The organism is Thalassotalea montiporae, assembly GCF_053485855.1.
In genome coordinates this window covers 1474509-1491094 of the sequence record NZ_JBQRUO010000001.1, presented here as the reverse complement: position 1 = coordinate 1491094, position 16586 = coordinate 1474509, and the positions used below count along the sequence as shown (strand labels likewise).

Annotated in this window: 15 protein-coding genes and 1 tRNA gene; 3 read left to right on the top strand and 13 right to left on the bottom strand. The window is 42.4% G+C overall.

Annotation, left to right across the window (positions count from 1 at the left end; translation table 11 throughout):
* Positions 1–117: 117 nt before the first annotated feature.
* From ACSLUR_RS06455 to ACSLUR_RS06425, 7 genes are all read right to left on the bottom strand, one after another.
* Positions 118–1722, bottom strand: a complete 1605-nt coding sequence (locus ACSLUR_RS06455; RefSeq protein ID WP_448552842.1) for a methyl-accepting chemotaxis protein — start codon at positions 1720–1722, stop codon at positions 118–120.
* Between the two features lie 20 nt (positions 1723–1742).
* On the bottom strand, positions 1743–2744 hold the full coding sequence (locus ACSLUR_RS06450) for a cytochrome-c peroxidase (RefSeq protein WP_448552840.1): 1002 nt from the start codon (positions 2742–2744) through the stop codon (positions 1743–1745).
* 388 nt (positions 2745–3132) lie between these two features.
* Entirely contained in the window at positions 3133–3381 is a 249-nt protein-coding gene (locus tag ACSLUR_RS06445) for a hypothetical protein (protein ID WP_448552838.1), read from the bottom strand.
* The gene (locus ACSLUR_RS06440) at positions 3382–5088 is read right to left on the bottom strand and encodes a PepSY-associated TM helix domain-containing protein (RefSeq protein ID WP_448552836.1); all 1707 of its coding nucleotides are present in this window, start codon (positions 5086–5088) and stop codon (positions 3382–3384) included.
* Positions 5089–5112: 24 nt separating this feature from the next.
* Positions 5113–5496 carry a hypothetical protein gene (locus ACSLUR_RS06435; protein WP_448552834.1) on the bottom strand — a complete coding sequence of 128 codons (384 nt, stop codon included), beginning with the start codon at positions 5494–5496 and terminating at the stop codon, positions 5113–5115.
* Positions 5497–5739: 243 nt separating this feature from the next.
* Positions 5740–8082 (bottom strand): TonB-dependent receptor, encoded by a 2343-nt coding sequence (locus ACSLUR_RS06430; RefSeq protein WP_448552832.1) that lies wholly within the window; start codon positions 8080–8082, stop codon positions 5740–5742.
* 545 nt (positions 8083–8627) lie between these two features.
* Positions 8628–9833: a PepSY-associated TM helix domain-containing protein gene (locus ACSLUR_RS06425; RefSeq protein WP_448552830.1), complete on the bottom strand. Its 1206-nt coding sequence runs from the start codon at positions 9831–9833 to the stop codon at positions 8628–8630.
* Between the two features lie 248 nt (positions 9834–10081).
* Here ACSLUR_RS06425 and ACSLUR_RS06420 point away from each other — a divergent pair, with 248 nt between their 5' ends.
* Positions 10082–11449, top strand: coding sequence for an ABC1 kinase family protein (locus ACSLUR_RS06420; RefSeq protein ID WP_448552828.1), 1368 nt, complete (start codon positions 10082–10084; stop codon positions 11447–11449).
* A 268-nt stretch (positions 11450–11717) separates the two neighbouring features.
* Here ACSLUR_RS06420 and ACSLUR_RS06415 read toward each other — a convergent pair whose 3' ends face one another.
* Positions 11718–12206, bottom strand: a complete 489-nt coding sequence (locus ACSLUR_RS06415) for a fasciclin domain-containing protein (RefSeq protein ID WP_448552997.1) — start codon at positions 12204–12206, stop codon at positions 11718–11720.
* A 244-nt stretch (positions 12207–12450) separates the two neighbouring features.
* Entirely contained in the window at positions 12451–13041 is a 591-nt protein-coding gene (locus tag ACSLUR_RS06410; RefSeq protein ID WP_448552827.1) for a hypothetical protein, read from the bottom strand.
* 279 nt (positions 13042–13320) lie between these two features.
* On the opposite strand from ACSLUR_RS06410, the gene ACSLUR_RS06405 reads away from it, so the two are divergent.
* The gene (locus ACSLUR_RS06405) at positions 13321–13503 is read left to right on the top strand and encodes a DUF6435 family protein (RefSeq protein WP_448552826.1); all 183 of its coding nucleotides are present in this window, start codon (positions 13321–13323) and stop codon (positions 13501–13503) included.
* Between the two features lie 103 nt (positions 13504–13606).
* Here the strand turns inward: ACSLUR_RS06405 and ACSLUR_RS06400 are convergent, their stop codons facing one another.
* Entirely contained in the window at positions 13607–13990 is a 384-nt protein-coding gene (locus ACSLUR_RS06400; protein ID WP_448552825.1) for a winged helix-turn-helix transcriptional regulator, read from the bottom strand.
* A gap of 251 nt (positions 13991–14241) precedes the next feature.
* Here ACSLUR_RS06400 and ACSLUR_RS06395 point away from each other — a divergent pair, with 251 nt between their 5' ends.
* Positions 14242–15162, top strand: coding sequence for an alpha/beta fold hydrolase (locus ACSLUR_RS06395; protein WP_448552824.1), 921 nt, complete (start codon positions 14242–14244; stop codon positions 15160–15162).
* Positions 15163–15307: 145 nt separating this feature from the next.
* On the opposite strand, the gene ACSLUR_RS06390 is transcribed toward ACSLUR_RS06395, so the two are convergent.
* From ACSLUR_RS06390 to tpiA, 3 genes are all read right to left on the bottom strand, one after another.
* A tRNA-Leu gene (locus tag ACSLUR_RS06390) sits at positions 15308–15392 on the bottom strand.
* Between the two features lie 24 nt (positions 15393–15416).
* Positions 15417–15794 (bottom strand): preprotein translocase subunit SecG, encoded by a 378-nt coding sequence (gene secG / locus ACSLUR_RS06385; RefSeq protein ID WP_181901593.1) that lies wholly within the window; start codon positions 15792–15794, stop codon positions 15417–15419.
* A 3-nt stretch (positions 15795–15797) separates the two neighbouring features.
* The gene (gene tpiA / locus ACSLUR_RS06380; protein ID WP_448552823.1) at positions 15798–16571 is read right to left on the bottom strand and encodes a triose-phosphate isomerase; all 774 of its coding nucleotides are present in this window, start codon (positions 16569–16571) and stop codon (positions 15798–15800) included.
* Positions 16572–16586: the final 15 nt, after the last annotated feature.

Sequence of the window (16586 nt, the reverse complement as noted above, 5' to 3'; positions counted from 1 at the left end):
AAGTTGGATTTTCGAAAATCAGTTGAGTTGGTTAAATTAGTAGAGCAACCCAGCCTTGTAAGCTGGGTTGGCTAGTTAGGTTAATATGACAGGTTATAAATATTGAAACGCTTTAAACTAGGCTAGTTTAAAGGTCGATACATTGGCATTAACGTGCTCAATCGCACTTAATACTTCAACGCTATTATCTTTCAAACTTAAGCTGTCTTTCGCAGTTTCATTGGCTATCAGCGTAATGCGATTCAAGAACTCATTAACTTCTTTCACCGCCAATTCCTGCTCTTGGGTAAAGCGCCCTACTTCGCCATTAACCTGTTGAATTTCAGTTAGTTTGTCGAGCACTTGTGATAACGAATCCGTCAGTGACAAATTCACCTCTCGACAAGAATGAACTTGATCACGGCCAACTTCCATCAAGTCTTTAGCTTCATTCGCCATACCTTGCACTTTGGCAATGGTTTGTTGAATGCTACTTGTAGATTCTTGCGTTTTTATCGCCAGCGCGCGTACTTCTTCTGCAACCACAGCAAATCCTCGCCCTGCTTCACCTGCTCGCGCAGCCTCAATCGCAGCATTTAGTGCAAGTAAATTCGTTTGATCGGCAATAACCTGAATAACTTCGATGACCGAGTTAATTTCGCCGCTTGAATTACTCAAGGAGAAAATAACGTCGCTGGCAGCTTCGACTTTTTCGGTCAGCAAGGCCATGCGTTCATTACTTTGCTCAGTAAGTTCAACACCTTGTTTGGTGTAATCAACGATTTCGTCAGATTGACGTTGCGCCGACTCACTTGATTCTGTGACTTGTGAACCGAGCGTCAGCACTTGGCTAATCGACTCGTTAACACGTTCAATTTCTACTTTTTGCTGCTCTGTGCCTTGTTGGGTACTATCAGAAATGCGAGAAAATTCTGATAACTTGCCATGAGTATGAATAACTGAGCCCGCTATCTCACTGACAATATGCTGCACCTTATCAATAAACGAATTAAATTCTTTACTGAGCGCGTCGATTTCGTCTTTATCATTGTTAACGAGGCGACGCGTTAAGTCGCCATCACCACGTGATAACGCAATTGCCGCGTCTTTAAGGCCATCAATCGGGCGAAGTAGATTTTTCGTTAGGTAAAACGAAACAAACAAGGCTGCCAATGTGAACACTAATAAAACGATTATCGAGCCTTGTACTTCACCCTCAGTCGCCTGCTCAACGTCATCAGCGATTTTCGCAGCATCTTCAAGCGTTTGTTGCGCAAATTCAGTTAACATTTGCGCAATTTCGGTTTGTTGCTGACGCAGCAGTCGCATGTCTTGCAATGATTGGTGACCTGAGGCTGATAAATGCAGCTCAGTTTGCTCAAACCAATTGAGTGATGAAGCGAGTAATGATTGCCCAAGTCCACGTGTATTATCGGTCAATGCATTTGCTTGAGCGTTATCAACCGCTTGATTAAATTCTTGTTTGAGCGCTTGGTACTTAGTGATAACTGAATTGCTATCACTTGGCATTGTCATCGCTAGCACATTATCCGCAAGCGCCGCCGCTTGTTTAAATTTATCGGCAGCGGTCTGGCTACTGACTACCGCTTGAAGTGGCTGATGGAACGCGTATATGGTTTGTTGGCCTTGCTGGAATAGTAGGTAAACCAAATAGACCGCTAGCGTACCAAAGGCCATAATTATCACGATAAAGCTCGATAGCAGTTTCGATTTAATTGTCATGATTGCTCCGTGAAAACGTCTTAATAAGGCAAGGTAGGAAGGCTAACGGCGGTATCTTCGCCGGTGAGTGTCAGCATAAACGCCTCAAGATCGGTAATATCTTGAGCTGACAGCGCGATAGGCACCATTTTTGTCGACAGCGTTGGACGCTTTACACCACCAGGGATGTAATGACCAATAACGCCTGTTAAATTCTCAAAACGACCGTCGTGCATGTATGGCGCGCGTTGACCTATATTGCGTAAGCTAGGGGTTTTAAACGCAAAATTCTCTTGCACATTGCCAGTTAATTGGCCACGACCTAAGTCATTACCTGGTAGGCCGATATCGTGAAATTGCATATCGGTAAAATTCCAACCGGAATGACAATCAACACATTTTGCTTTACCAACAAATAAGTCAAAACCACGTTTTGCAGCCGGACTAATGGCTGATTCATCACCATTTACCCAGCGATCGAAGGGGGCTTCACCAGAAACAATGGTGCGCTCAAATGTTGCGATTGCTTTAGCGATCGTATCTGCGGTAATACCTTCACTGCCAAACACTCGACCAAACCAAGTGCGGTATTGCGGCACTTGCGATAAGCGTGCGACTGCCTCGGGTAATGGCAAGTTCATTTCAACCGCACTTTCTATTGGCCCTTTGGCCTGCTCTTCTAGCGATGCCGCTCGGCCATCCCAGAAATATCGATCGCCCCAAGCGGCATTGATAATGCTAGGAGAGTGACGATCAAGTTGAGTGTTTTGATCCCCAACTGAACGCGCTGTTGCATCTTCCCAACCAAAGCTAGGATTATGACAAGTTGCACAGGTCATATTGCGGTTATTACTTAGCCTTGGATCAAAGAAAAGCATTTTGCCCAGCGCGGCTTTTTGCACTGAGTAAGGATTATCGGCAGGAAATGGAATGGTGTCTGGACGTTTAAATTGTTCTTTCAACAATGGGTTCGCCAGTAAAGAACCCGACAGTGTGATACTGATAGATACAACACTAGTCAACAATACACGGTACAACTGCAAAATCGTTACTCAACTTTTTAACATGTGTGAAAATTGAACGGCAATGAATACACTTTATTTCAATTTATTTACATTTTTTTACGATTAAACCTTCCGTGACTATTCTTCGTAAACAGTACTGAAAGTTTACATTCTATTTTCAATGAATAACATTAAATTCACATCTGACCTCTAATATCACAATAATTATCAATAGGTTATTGTTAACAATAAAGGTATGCGGCGAGTGATTATCGACCAATGTTCACAATGAGAAAGCGATAAGCTCGCTGTGATTATTTGGAAAGATAGCCAGTAACATTTATGTTACTGGCGTTTATGTTGCTGTGGTTTATGATGCAGATATTGTTTGAGTATCAGCAGGTTTAGTAAATTTACCTGCTAAGTATTACGAAATATGTGCTGAGTTATTGATGAGTTTTGCTCTAAATAAGGTCAATAAAGTGCCCAATACACTTGCGACCCCAAGGAAAACAAACACTCCGCGCAATGTGCCGAAATGATAACAAAGCAATACAGTTGCCACTACCAAAGCTAGCACAGACACTAGCTGCTTAACGATGTTCGCTGTTAACTTACCGCTTTCATCTGCCATTAATAAGCCAAAAAACGTGACTAATATTGCAATAATCGTCATTTAAACGGTCTCCTTAGCACTAGCCCGATTAGCAACAATCTGGTCAATCAACGTTGCGTTTGTGCTAGCTTGTGGTTTAGGGAAGTTTTTCATCAGCTTAAACAGGTATAAACCGAGCACTAAGCAAACTAGATCAATACCAGAACTTAAGTAATGACCTGCCGCTAGTTCACTGATTTTTTTGGTGCCTGTGACCAATAAATCAATCGGTAATACGGCGATAAGCAATGCTGCGGTTACATAAGCTAGCTGGCGCGCAAAGTGCTTTTCACAAGGTACCAGAAATGCCGCCACTATAATTGCTAACCAACTGATAAAAAATGGCCAGCCGATGATGCTACCAACATCGTTATTCCCCATGCCAAACTTAATCATCATTTGAGTTGGGAATAACAACATAGTCGCTACCACAAGGCCGCCACAACTGCCGACAATTAATCGATTAAAGCGTTGGTAAGTTTTCATTGAACAACGAGGGTTAGCCGCATTAACGCCACGCTCCATCCACAACATCAATCCGGTCAACGGCAGCAACGCTGTTCCTAAACCAAGTACAGCCCAAATTGCTTTCACTAAAATGCCACCAAAATTACCAAAGTGTAGTGGGTACATAATATCGAGTATTTTGCCTGTAACCCCTTCGATGCGGCCAAAGTTACTATAGCGCTCTACAAACTCCCCTCCAGCTTGATAAACAGCGGTTTGCGCGGCAATATTCTGCCCGCCAGCAATACCGACATACATTTTGGCACTAGCATCACCATAGCCCATTACGGTCATTGAACGGACAATGACTTCGTCGTGTAGTTCAAAGGCATGATCAAATGCTGAACCAATCGCCGTTGGTTGCTCAATATTTTGAATAATGGGTTCAGGGATAGCGGTAAAGGTTTCGACGAGCTTTTCTTGATCACCGCCAAATGACACAAATGCCGCAGCCGGTACTAAAACAACCACAGCTAAGCCTAAAAATGCGCCTGTAAATGCGATCACAGAGTTAAATAACAGCCCCCACACACCAATCGCTTTGTGGCCGTCATTAAGCATCAAGCTATAGCTTTTTCTTGGTCTAAACGTAAAAAGCTGACCAAGAATTTTACGGTGAATAAATATTCCCGTAACGATAGATAACATCATGGTAAGGCCAAGCACACCAGTGGTTAATAAGCCAATGGGGCGACCAAGGTGTAAGTCGGCGTGAAAATCGACAATAAAATCTGCCATATCTGATTCGTAGGTGGCGAAAATCTCCGACATTAACCCAGACTTTTCGCGCACCAGCTCATAGCTACGCGGATCGAATTCAAATGAAGTGCCGACAGGTGGGCTATGTTTCTGCTTGGCTTGTTCACCTTGTTCGCTTTTGGTGCCATCGATACCTGCGTCATCTGATGTAATTGGCTCACCATGATGGGATTCAAAAATAATCGCTAGATGCTTATTACCGCCAACTCGTGGCAGAAATATTAGTATTTCTTCTTGGTAATGTTCGGGTACTTGGGTCGCATATTCAGCGACTAATTGTTCAACTTTTGCCGTATCAACTTGAGCTAAAGTACGAATTTCAGGATTCGCCCAAATTTTAATTTCAGGTCGACCAAATACCGAAACCGCGCCAGTAAAGGCAATAACAAACAACAGAATGCCTGTGATAATGCCAACCCAACTGTGTAAGGTGTAGAGTTTTTTGATTGATTTACTTTTCATTTACTGAGGTTCCTGTTCCCTTGTTTACCCTGTTAAGGCGAGATAAGAGAGCACACCATGACTGACCGATAAGGTGATCATTAATGCCCATGGTTGCCACGCTTTTTCGGCCATATAGCTATATAGGCAGAGGCCAGTCCAAATAAAAGGAAATAATAGAATTGGCACACCGATTTGGTCGGCAGCACTAAAAGGTAAGTAAGTCGTCATCCCAGGTACTAACATCACGCAGGTCAGAAAAGCCATTAACACACCAGCGAAGTTACGACTTTTTATGCTCGTAAAAACACTTTTGCGAGTTGACTCAGTTAGTTCAGCATCCATTTTTATAGTTGATTTAACCATTAACAAATTAGCAACAAATGATATGATGACAAATCCATTATTGCAAATGCTAATCATTGTCATTTTTATACACCTTAGTGAGGTGAACTTTGAGAATAAAAAGGTTTGCGAACTAGGAGCAAAGCGCTTCAAGTCAATTTCGATTTTAGATAGCTTCGTCGCAGTGCAATTCCAACATAGCCTATTTCCGCTATCGATTGATTTAGCTTAAAAGGCTGCCATTAATCGCAAAATAGGTATGAAAAATAGCATGGGAAAAGAGCAAACCTTTTCCCATGAAAAGTACATTAAGTATGTTTAACGAGATTAAAACGTCGCTAAGAAACTAATATTGGCTTGTCGCGAACGGCCTAGCTGATGTTGACCATAGCTTTCGCTATTGCCTAGGCGGTCTGCGCCTGAGAAGTGCGTTGCGATATAGTCTTTATCAAGCAGATTACTAACATCAACTCTTATAGTGTAGTTATCCCATTCGTAGCTGGCATTAGCATTGAGTAACGCTCTACTGTCGTTCGTTGGATCTGCATCAAGCGCTAACTTTTGAGGTGTTAATGAAACTGCTGAATTTAAGTAAGCTGGGCTTTCATCGCGATAATTGGCATTAATACCTGCGCTGAACCCTTCGCCAAAGTCATAAGTAATGGCTACATTAGCCGTCCATTTGGGCGCATCAGCAAAAGCAAGACCAGATAAATCGATCACTTCTCCTGTCGACGGCAATATGTATTCAAAATCAGTAAACTCAGACTTAGCGTAACCAAGGCCTGCGGTAATAGTTAGCTGATCAGTTGGGTAGTAGTAAACTTCGGTTTCAAAGCCTTTAACATTTGATTCGCCCGAGTTGACTGTCTCCCTATCAAATGTTCCCGTAGATAATTGAACACTGATCTGTTGATCTGTCCAATCTGTGTAGAAAAAGTTGGTATTCCACATTAAATCACCGCCCTGCCACACCGAGCGAATCGATAATTCATAGTTGTCAGTATATTCTGGGTCATATGTGAAAAGACGAGATTGCGCAATATTGGTACCAACACCGCCAGAGCGATAACCGCGTTGGTAGACAAAACTTGCCGTTACATCGTCACTGGCATGATAACTAACACCAAGTTTAGGTAACCAAGCATCAAAATCAGCTGATGAAGGTGGCTCTACCCCTGAAGCATTCGCCGCTAAACCGTTTAAGGTATTGTTAATCGCACCAACAACTTGGTTCAATGGTGCTGGCAGCACAGCTGGATCGGGCAATGTATTGTTTATTCGGTACAAGGCTGTTGACGCATTGCTTTGCTCTTCTTCGTCGTAGCGAAGGCCTGCAAGTAGGTCAAACTGATCGTTGATATGCCAAGTTACATCAGCATAAATCGCCATGGTCTCAACTTCTTGCGCTAAAGTAGACGATAACCCAAGCTTGACCGGGTCAATGTCAGGGTACAATGGTAAAACAGCACCAATAAGTTCAGCTGGTAAGCCAAAACCTCCCAGCGATGGCGGCGCACCAAGTAATGTTGCTAATGGCGGTAAGCCGATACTGCTAAAGTGAATAAGACGCTCGCCTGAAGCGATATCATCAACATCGAGTTTCGAATAATAAGCACCAACCACCGCCTGAACTTCATCAGTTTGATAGGTAAATCGCAGCTCTTGACTAACAGTCTCGTCATTGCGGGTATATTGCTGATCGAGCACCAATTGCTCAGCAGTCAAGTCGCCATCCCAGTTATAGCCATATTCAGAATCACTGTAGGTGGTGACTGAGTATACCGACAGCTCATCCGTTAAATCCCAAGTCAGTTCTAGGTTGTACAAATCGGTATCTGTTTTTTGCCAAACAGGAGAGTTTTGCCACGATGTGCGATCAAATGGGGAACCGCCGTAATTATACAGTGACCACTGCGGACCATATTCCGTATCCATATTTGATAGCGTTAGCAGTGCGGTAAAATCTTCTGTGGGCTGAAATAACAATTTACCGCGCACCGTTTCGGTGTTTTCGAAGTTTGCGTCTTCTTTACGAGTAACGTTATAAATATCGCCATCGTATTGTTTGTCTTCATAACTCAAACGAAATGCCAACATATCGTCAACCAACGCACCACCACCAGCGACAGCAAACTCTTGTTGACCGTGTTCACCGACAGTTAATTTACCTTTGCCAGACCACTCGTAAGTTGGATCTTGCGTGCGCATAATTATTGCTCCTGCGAGCGCATTTCGACCTTGCAGTGTTGATTGTGGGCCACGGAATACCTCGACTTGCGCTAAGTCCCAAACCGATGTTGCACCGCTGCGAAGTAAGCGGAAAGGCAAAGGCGCACCATCTAAGTACATGCTAGTTAAATAGCTATTTCCGCCACCAGATACGTTAAAGGCATTAATGCCACGCATACTGAAACCTTGACCAAAGTCACCAGAGATATTTGGCACCACGTTGTAAATATCATTAACCGTTTTAATATTCAAACGCTCGAACTCTTTTGACGTAACAACGGCAACACTATTAACGGTATCTTTTAATGAACGATCAATTTTTTGACCCGTAACCACGATTTTTTCAACGTTTTCGTCGAGCAGTTCCTCGGCGAATGTAACATGAGAGAATGTGCTACAGGCCAACATTAGGCCCATTGCAACTTTGTTATATTTCATTATTTTTACTTACTTTTTTACTGATATGAGATGAAATTAAGCCGCAAGCATAATCATGGCGGCTACGGAAACTAGCCAGTAAAGGAGAGTTAGATGATTTCCTTATCGCGGCTGTATAGGGTATCCCCTAGCGAATGCTTTGTACCTGCACTAATTCAGCGGTTGTTCCCTTAACACAACTGCCAGACAGACAAGTAGCTCACCCAATCGCACGCCAATGATAATGATTTGCATTTTGATTGTAAATACAATGTAAATACTTTTAATGGTTGAAGTGATGAGTATTTGTAATTGTAACTAGTTCTAATGAATGGAATAAAATTGTAGCTAAACAAGTGAGCTCATCACTTAATTTTGATGAATGTAAATAAAACGACTGGATTGAATTGGGTTGAGTTAAACTGTGTAAAGAGAATAAAGAAAAGTAAATAAAGACAGATAAGTACATCTATTAGTCAGCGGCACAACCGCTGTGCCACATTGAGTTCTGCTAAAAAAGTTCTATCGGTAACGAGCAAGGCACCGAGCGTTCAACACGCAAAGAATTATTCACTAACAAAGCCACCGAACAATAACACTGTGATCACTAGGCAGATTGTTATTGCTGTTAAGGAAAACCACTTTCCCCATGTCATAGTGCGAGTTGCAGCTAACCAAAACTGGCGGCGCACTTTAGGCTCATGCTTTCCAACTTTGGCGATACGCATACCGTAAATATACGTACCTGTAATCGCTAATGTGCTGAGTAAAATGCCAAACACAAAATATACTAGTTTAGATGGTAAACCCGCAAAGGTACCAAAATGCAAGGGGTCTGCTGCCTCGGAGATGCGGGCATGTATTGATAAATCTTCCCCTTTATTTTTAGCTAACAGTGCCCCTGATATGGGATCAAAGCTAAGCATATTGGCGCGAGCTCTAACGAGGAGTGCTTTCCCCTGCCCTTGCAATTGCACACCGTTGCCATTGCGCTGTGGAAAAAAAACGCGCTCTACAGCTAACTCTGGGTACAAGGTTTTGGCACTTGCCATCATCTCGGAAAATACTGCCACAGTAGGCAGTACTTTGGCATCGAGTGCTTGTTCAGATAACGCTTTACCACGGTCGGGATATTGCGCGCGCAGCCCCCACACTTCAGCAAAGTACCAAATCCCCGTGATGGCAATCACAGCAATAAACCAAATACTCCAAACACCAGCCAAGCGATGAACATCTGCCCAGAATAGCTTGCGATGACTACGCCGTGGCATTCGGAAAAAACCTGTCCACCATTTGCGATAAACCACCAAACTGGTTATTAATGCAATTGCCAATAAAAAGCCCAATGCGCCGACTATGGTCACGCCAACTTTAGTGGGCACCATTAAGTGGCGATGGCTCATGCGCAAAAAACGCTGCCAGTTATACCAGCGCCCATCACCTAAGTACTCACTGGTAGTCGGATGAAAAAACATGCGATGCCTGATCTTGTCTTGGCTAAAAAACACCACTTCAGCCGCAAACCATGGGTTAATTGGCGCACGAATATGTAACAAGTGTTTATTCGGTTGCTGTGTTATCGCTGATTGATAGATTCTCGTCCATTCCATTGTTTTTACAGTATCGGAGTCAACACGCATTGCAGGATTAGTTAGCCAATCGAGCTCGTGTGAAAGCACCGCTAAGGTGCCAGTAACTAAAGTAAAACTTAACAAAACCGAGAGTTTAAAACCGACCCAACTGTGCACTTTAAACCACTGTGCTCTGTTCAATTAAAGCTCCTTACTTGGATATAAGAAAAATACGAGAGATGAAAAAAGGAGGTTATTCTAGAGGTGCGACAAAACACAATCAATAATGATTATTATTTATGTATGCTTTTGTGTTAATTAAATTCACATCTGAACTCTGTATCTAAAAGTGTGACCCATAATTTTTTGTTAACGCAAGCAAGATCACTTCTCAATGCGAAACCGTATAAAACAGTAAATTTCATCATGTAATTTAGCGTAAGTTTTATATGTCGAACCATAGGCCACAGAATAGTTCATTGTTAACTACTTCCAGCAAATCAAATGCTAAAAAAGTACCGACGTCACGTTTTTCCAGATTAACGGCAATTGGTGGCCTAGTAGCGAAAGTTGCTACGAATACGGTTATAGACGGCGCTAGGCAATGGGCACAAGGCGAAACCACCTCAATGAAAAGCTTGGTATTGCACCCCAAAAATATTGCTTTACTGGCGGACAAATTAGCACAAATGCGCGGCGCCGCAATGAAACTTGGCCAGTTATTGTCAATGGATGCCGGCGATCTGTTGCCACCAGAGCTAAGTCAATTACTAGACAGACTTCGCGCCGATGCCAAAGCGATGCCACACAAACAACTCTTATCGGTATTAAAGGCGAATTGGGGAGATAATTGGCTCGATAATTTTAGTCATTTTGAGCTTCAACCTTTTGCCTCAGCCTCTATTGGCCAGGTCCATCTCGCGTATTTGGAAAATGGTCAAAAACTGGCAGTAAAGGTGCAGTACCCAGGGGTTGCTAAAGCCATTGAAAGTGACGTGGATAATGTCGCTACTTTGCTTAAGCTTTCTGGTTTATTTCCACAGCACATTCAAATAGATGGCCTAATTGCTGAAGCTAAAAAGCAACTGTTGGTTGAAGCAGATTATCGACAAGAAGCTGACTTTATTGGGCGTTATAAAACCCATTTAAAAAGCGAACCTTTTTGTCTGCCCGAAGTATTTATCCCGCTCAGCACCGACTCAATCCTCTCGATGAATTTTATTGAAGGTGTTTCAATTGATAAATTGAGAAACGCACCACAAGCTGCGAGAGATAAAGCCGTTGAGCAATTGATTGACTTATTCTTTCGCGAGTTATTTGATTTTAACTTGATGCAAACAGACCCCAACTTCGCTAACTTTTTATACCAAGAAGACACCGAAAAAATTGCTTTATTGGACTTTGGGGCAACACGAAATATACCCACGCATATTAGCCAAGGGTATTTATCACTCATCAATGCAGCGATGCAGGTTAACGAATCGCAAATTATCGCATCAGCTAAACAGCTTGGCTTTTTTACCGACGACATTAGCGCAGACTACCTTGCACAAATATTGGCGATTTTTAAACTCGCCAGCGAGCCACTAACTTGCGATAACAGCTATGACTTTGCCAATAGCAATTTAGCGCAACGTATTAAAACACAAGGGATGAATATTCAACGACAGCAAGATCAGTGGCATACCCCACCAGTTGACGCCATTTTCATTCATCGCAAATTGGCAGGCATTTATTTGCTGGCGGCGAAACTCGGTGCCAAAGTGAATGTTAAAGCGCTGTTTATGCCTTACTCCAAACTTGCCAACAATGCTTAAATTAGATATACCTGCGCACATTACCTTTGCGTAAAGTATCTTTGCATAAAGTACCTTTCCGCAAAGTATTTATGCGTAAAGTATCATTGCGTAAAGTTTCATTGCGTAAGGCAATAAAAAGCCCACTCTGCATAAGCGCTTAGTGGGCAATTTCAATGTGTTTGATTTTAGCGGCGAGATGCAGCAGAGGATGAAGCGTTATCTGGCTTTGCTACTGCTAAATTATTATCTGTGCTCTCATCCTCACGCTATTTGCATGTGTGTTTGTCTAGTGGTGTCTCGCCACTGTGGCTTTGTCACTTGGAATAATTACGTTGTCGATAACGTGAATCACACCATTCGATGCTTTAATGTCGGTCTTGATAACTTTAGCATTGTCAACCATCACTTTGCCGTTCATCGCAGTAATGTCGATGCTTGAGCCTTGTACCGTTTTCGCTGCGTCAATATTCACTACTTGCTTGGCGTAAAATTTACTTGGCACAACGTGATAGGTCAGAATTGCTATCAGTTTATCTTTATTTTCTGGCTTAAGTAGGCTTTCTACTGTTCCAGCAGGTAATTTTGCAAAAGCTTCATTTGTAGGTGCAAAAACCGTGTAAGGGCCTTTACTTTTGAGTGTGTCAACCAATCCTGCAGCTTTGACTGCCGCGACAAGCGTGGTGAAGCTTTGACTTGATGCAGCAACATCAACAATATCTTTATTTTTCTTGTAGCCATAGCCACCAGCAGAGACCGCAAATGCAGAAAGTAACATGACAACAGATACAGCTTTAACCCAAATTTTTTGTAACGTGATCATTGTGATTTCCCGTTGATTAAATAATTTCGTTTCGACAAATTGTGTTAACAACAAAGAACTCTTCCCTCGCCCTTTGTTGTTGCCGCTGCGGTTATTCATGTTTACGGGCTTGCCTTTGCCAAAGATTACTTTTTATCTTGTCCCACAAACTATTTGCCGTAACAAATTATTTCTGAATGCAACATCAATATGGCTGCAATTATTGCCGCGCAGTTTGCTCATTATTAGCAATAACATCACGCAGATCATTAAGCGCATCAACAGCAAAACCTCTATCGTAGAAATAGAGAATTTCATTATTGCGACCTAACAAGATAACCCGCGCGTTATTCGGGTTTTCAGTACCCGTAAGCTGGGTAATTTTCTCTGCCTCTTGATAAACGGTGATCACCCCACCCCACAATTGTTTTGGAATTCCTTTACGCATACCGTTATTGATAAAGGTTTCAAACATGCGCGGTAACATGCCTTTGATGGTGGGTAGTTCGTATGCCGTTACTGGCGTTTGTGTCATATCAAGACCAATGAGCCAGCGATCAATATCAAACTGTGAATCTTGCACATAGCCAATTAATAGCAGGCGATGCTCGCCGGTTAAGTCGCGCGGCATTAACACTTGCTCTTGGTTTAAGTTCTCGCCAGTAACGGTAGGAAAAGTTTCATTAATCGGTGTTCGATTGGCAATAGGTGAAGAGCAGGCACTTAGCAAAGTAACTAACGTAATACCAAGCGCAAGAACATAGCGTTTAGAAGCGGCGATGGATGGTGAAGTTATCGAGCGATTTATCATTTTGTTATCCTAAATAATTCAATTTATTAGGATTACGTAAGCATTGTTGAAAGTGATTAAGTGTTAAAATTGATTAGGCGCAAAAACTGATTAATGATTACTTGAGGTAAAATAGTCAGGCCACTAATCAAGCACTAAACACCGTAAGAACAAATCTTTACAGCCTACTTCAACGTAACCTCTAACACTCGATATTAGTTTACACACTGACGGTAATCTAAAGCAGTGATGTACAACTAGATAACACGACTTAAGACGACTAAAGAAAGGGCAATTAATATGTTTTCTATTTTTAAACGCGACCCGATTAAAAAGCTGACTAAGCAGCACGCAATCAAGCTTGAGCAAGCTATGCATGCACAGCGCAATGGCGACATGAAATCATACGCCATGCTAACCGCAGAGGCAGAGCAAATCGCGAGTGAAATAAAAACGTTAGAGCAAGAAAAGCAGCCAGCCTAATTGCAAATTCAGTACACAAAACTATCTTAAGCGAACGAATCAACTAAAAATTGCTAAATCCAGCTACTCATTGCCAAATGCAATGACCACTGAGTTCGATACTTTAAGGTCTGTCGTCATAACTTTTACGGGCAGTATAAACATCTTGTAGGTGGTCATTTGCCCAAGACACAAGCCCCCATGCCGGTTTAGCAATTCCTCTACCTAAATCGGTTAACTCATAAACCACTTTTACTGGCACCTCAGGGTAAACGGTTCGCTCAACGAACCCATCACGCTCTAAATCGCGCAGTGTTTGTGTCAGCATGCGCTGCGAAATACCTTCAATACGAGATTTCAGCGAATTGAAGCGATCTGGCCCGTCCACCAAGCTAAAAATAATTAACAATGACCACTTATCACCAATATGAGCAACAACATTTCGGATAGGACAATGTTCGTCTTGCACAAAGACTCGGCGATCTTGTTGTTTTGTTTTTGCATTCATTCATTTTTTCCTATTATTTGCTAAGACTTTCTTTTGCTTTCTAGCTCACGACTATTGCTATATCCATCTCTTCGCTTTTCTTAAGCCTGCTAGCCTGCAAATCCATAATTTGCTAACTAATTCACCCACCACAGCCAATGATACGGTTACCAAAAGGTAACTAGCGAAGCTAAAACTGCCTTCTTGTTAGCCAATATAATTTATCGTACCTTAGTATACAACAGTAACCAACATCAAATATGGAAACTATTATGACTCAGGTACTTCTTAATACTGCAATAGCAAATTTTTCATCAACTTCAAACACAAGCACTACTGCTAAAGATATGTTTACGCCCAGCTATGCCATGATAGGTAAACACAAGGTTAGATACGCACAGTCGATCAAAGCCAATGCACCCAACTTAGTATTGCTTAATGGCTTCCCACAAAGTATTCGCATGTGGGAAAGCGCATGGCCGGAACTCGTTAAGCACTTCAATCTACTAGCCTTTGATATTCCAGGTTTTGGCTTGAGCTCAGCTGATAAAATAGATATGTCGCCAAGAGCATTAAGCGCTAAAATCATTGAAGTATTTGACTATTTCGATATTGATAAAGCCCATTTAGTCGGGCCAGATGTTGGTGTACCAGTTACCTTAGCAACGGCGATCAATTACCCCGAACGGTTAATTAGCATTAACATATTTGACGGTCCAGGCAGTAATCCACCTGCGATGTCCCCCATTCTTAAGGCAGTAATTAACTACCGACTGGTCAGATGGTTAGCAGCAGGTCTAAACAAAAAAGCGATTATGAAAACTAACTTTAATGCTGCGGTAAAAGACGGTTATCACCATTACCAACCGAACGAGCGCGCGATTAAAGAATATTATGAGATCACCCATAACGAACAGGCGCACCAGAATTCGATTGCGTTTTTCGGCTCTTACCAGCGTGATTTGCCATGGATTGAAGAGAACCTTACAAAAATTCAAACCCCGACATTAATCACTTGGGGCAAGCACGATCCCTTTGTGCTAGCAAGCAACGCCGATTACTTAGGCTCTCAATTACCTAACAATAAAGTAAAGATATTTGAAAATGCCTCACACTTTTCAGCAGAAGACGCAGGCGATGAATATGCTGAGCTGATAAAGGACTGGTGCCTTGGCGAGCACCAATTAAAATAATATTCACTAGATTAAGCTATCGCCGCCTCTGTGCGGCTTTTTTGTGCCTAATTATAGGGATTTTGACTACTCTATAAGGTTGCACTACTTAGGAAATTTAGGCAATAAAAAAGGGCTGCATTACTGCAGCCCTTTATTTATGTATTGGTGCGGATAGTGAGACTCGAACTCACACGCCTTACGGCACATCCCCCTCAAGAATGCGTGTCTACCAATTCCACCATATCCGCGAAATTTAATTCTGGCTGAATAGCCTAGTTAGGTACGTCGCTGTCGCTCTTGTCTTCGTCAGCCGCTGGTACGTCAGCGTTTTTAGGTTCAGCGCTTGCTGCTGGTACATCAGTTGGAATTTGTTGCTCAACTGGTGTTGATAGGTCGTTCCACTCGTCAGTCGCTTTAATACGGTTAGCTGTCAAGTTACCTAAAACAAGGCTGATTGCAAAGAATGCAACTGCTAACCAAGTCGTTGTGCGGGTCATAAAGTTACCCGAACCGCTTGAACCAAAAATAGTAGCAGATGAACCAGCGCCAAATGAAGCACCCATATCTGCACCTTTGCCTTGCTGAATTAGCACTAAGCCAATCAATGCAAGCGCTACAATTAAGTAGATAACAATTAAAATTTCATACAACATCTAACGAGTTCCTTTTGCCGCCGAACAAATCGTTTTGAATTCTTCGACTTTTAAACTTGCGCCGCCAATTAGGCCACCATCAATGTCAGGTTGTGCGAACAAATCCTGACAGTTTTTAGCATTAACACTACCACCGTATAAAATTGGTGTTTTTGCTGCGATGTCTTCGCTCGCATTTGCTAAAAACTTACGAATAAATTCGTGTGTTTGCTGTGCCATTTCAGGTGAAGCTGTTTTGCCTGTACCAATTGCCCAAACAGGCTCGTATGCTACAACAATATGACTAAAACGCTCAATACCTACTTCATCAATTACCGGTTGAAGTTGGCTTGCTAACACTGTTTCGGTTTGCTCGGCAGTGCGTTCTGCTTCGCTTTCACCGATACATAAAATAGGTACTAAACCTGCGTCTAACGCAGTTTTTACCTTGTGCGCCACTTGTGTGCTTGTCTCTTTAAACAAGCTGCGACGCTCTGAGTGACCTACAATAACATATTGTACTTTGCAGGCCTGCAACATGCTCACAGAAATTTCACCTGTGTAAGCACCTTGCTCAAATTCATTTACGTTTTGTGCACCAACGCTAATATGCTCACAAGCTCTTTCTTGTTCGAAAGCATCTGTTAATGCTGCTAAAAATGGGCTGCTAGGGCAAACAACGATGCTAACATCGTTCGACAAGCCTAAATCAGCTAAACCTTGACTCATTTCAGTTACAAGACCGAAACTACCATTCATTTTCCAATTGGCTGCAACAATTGCTTGTCTTTTCATCTTGGGTTCCCATTT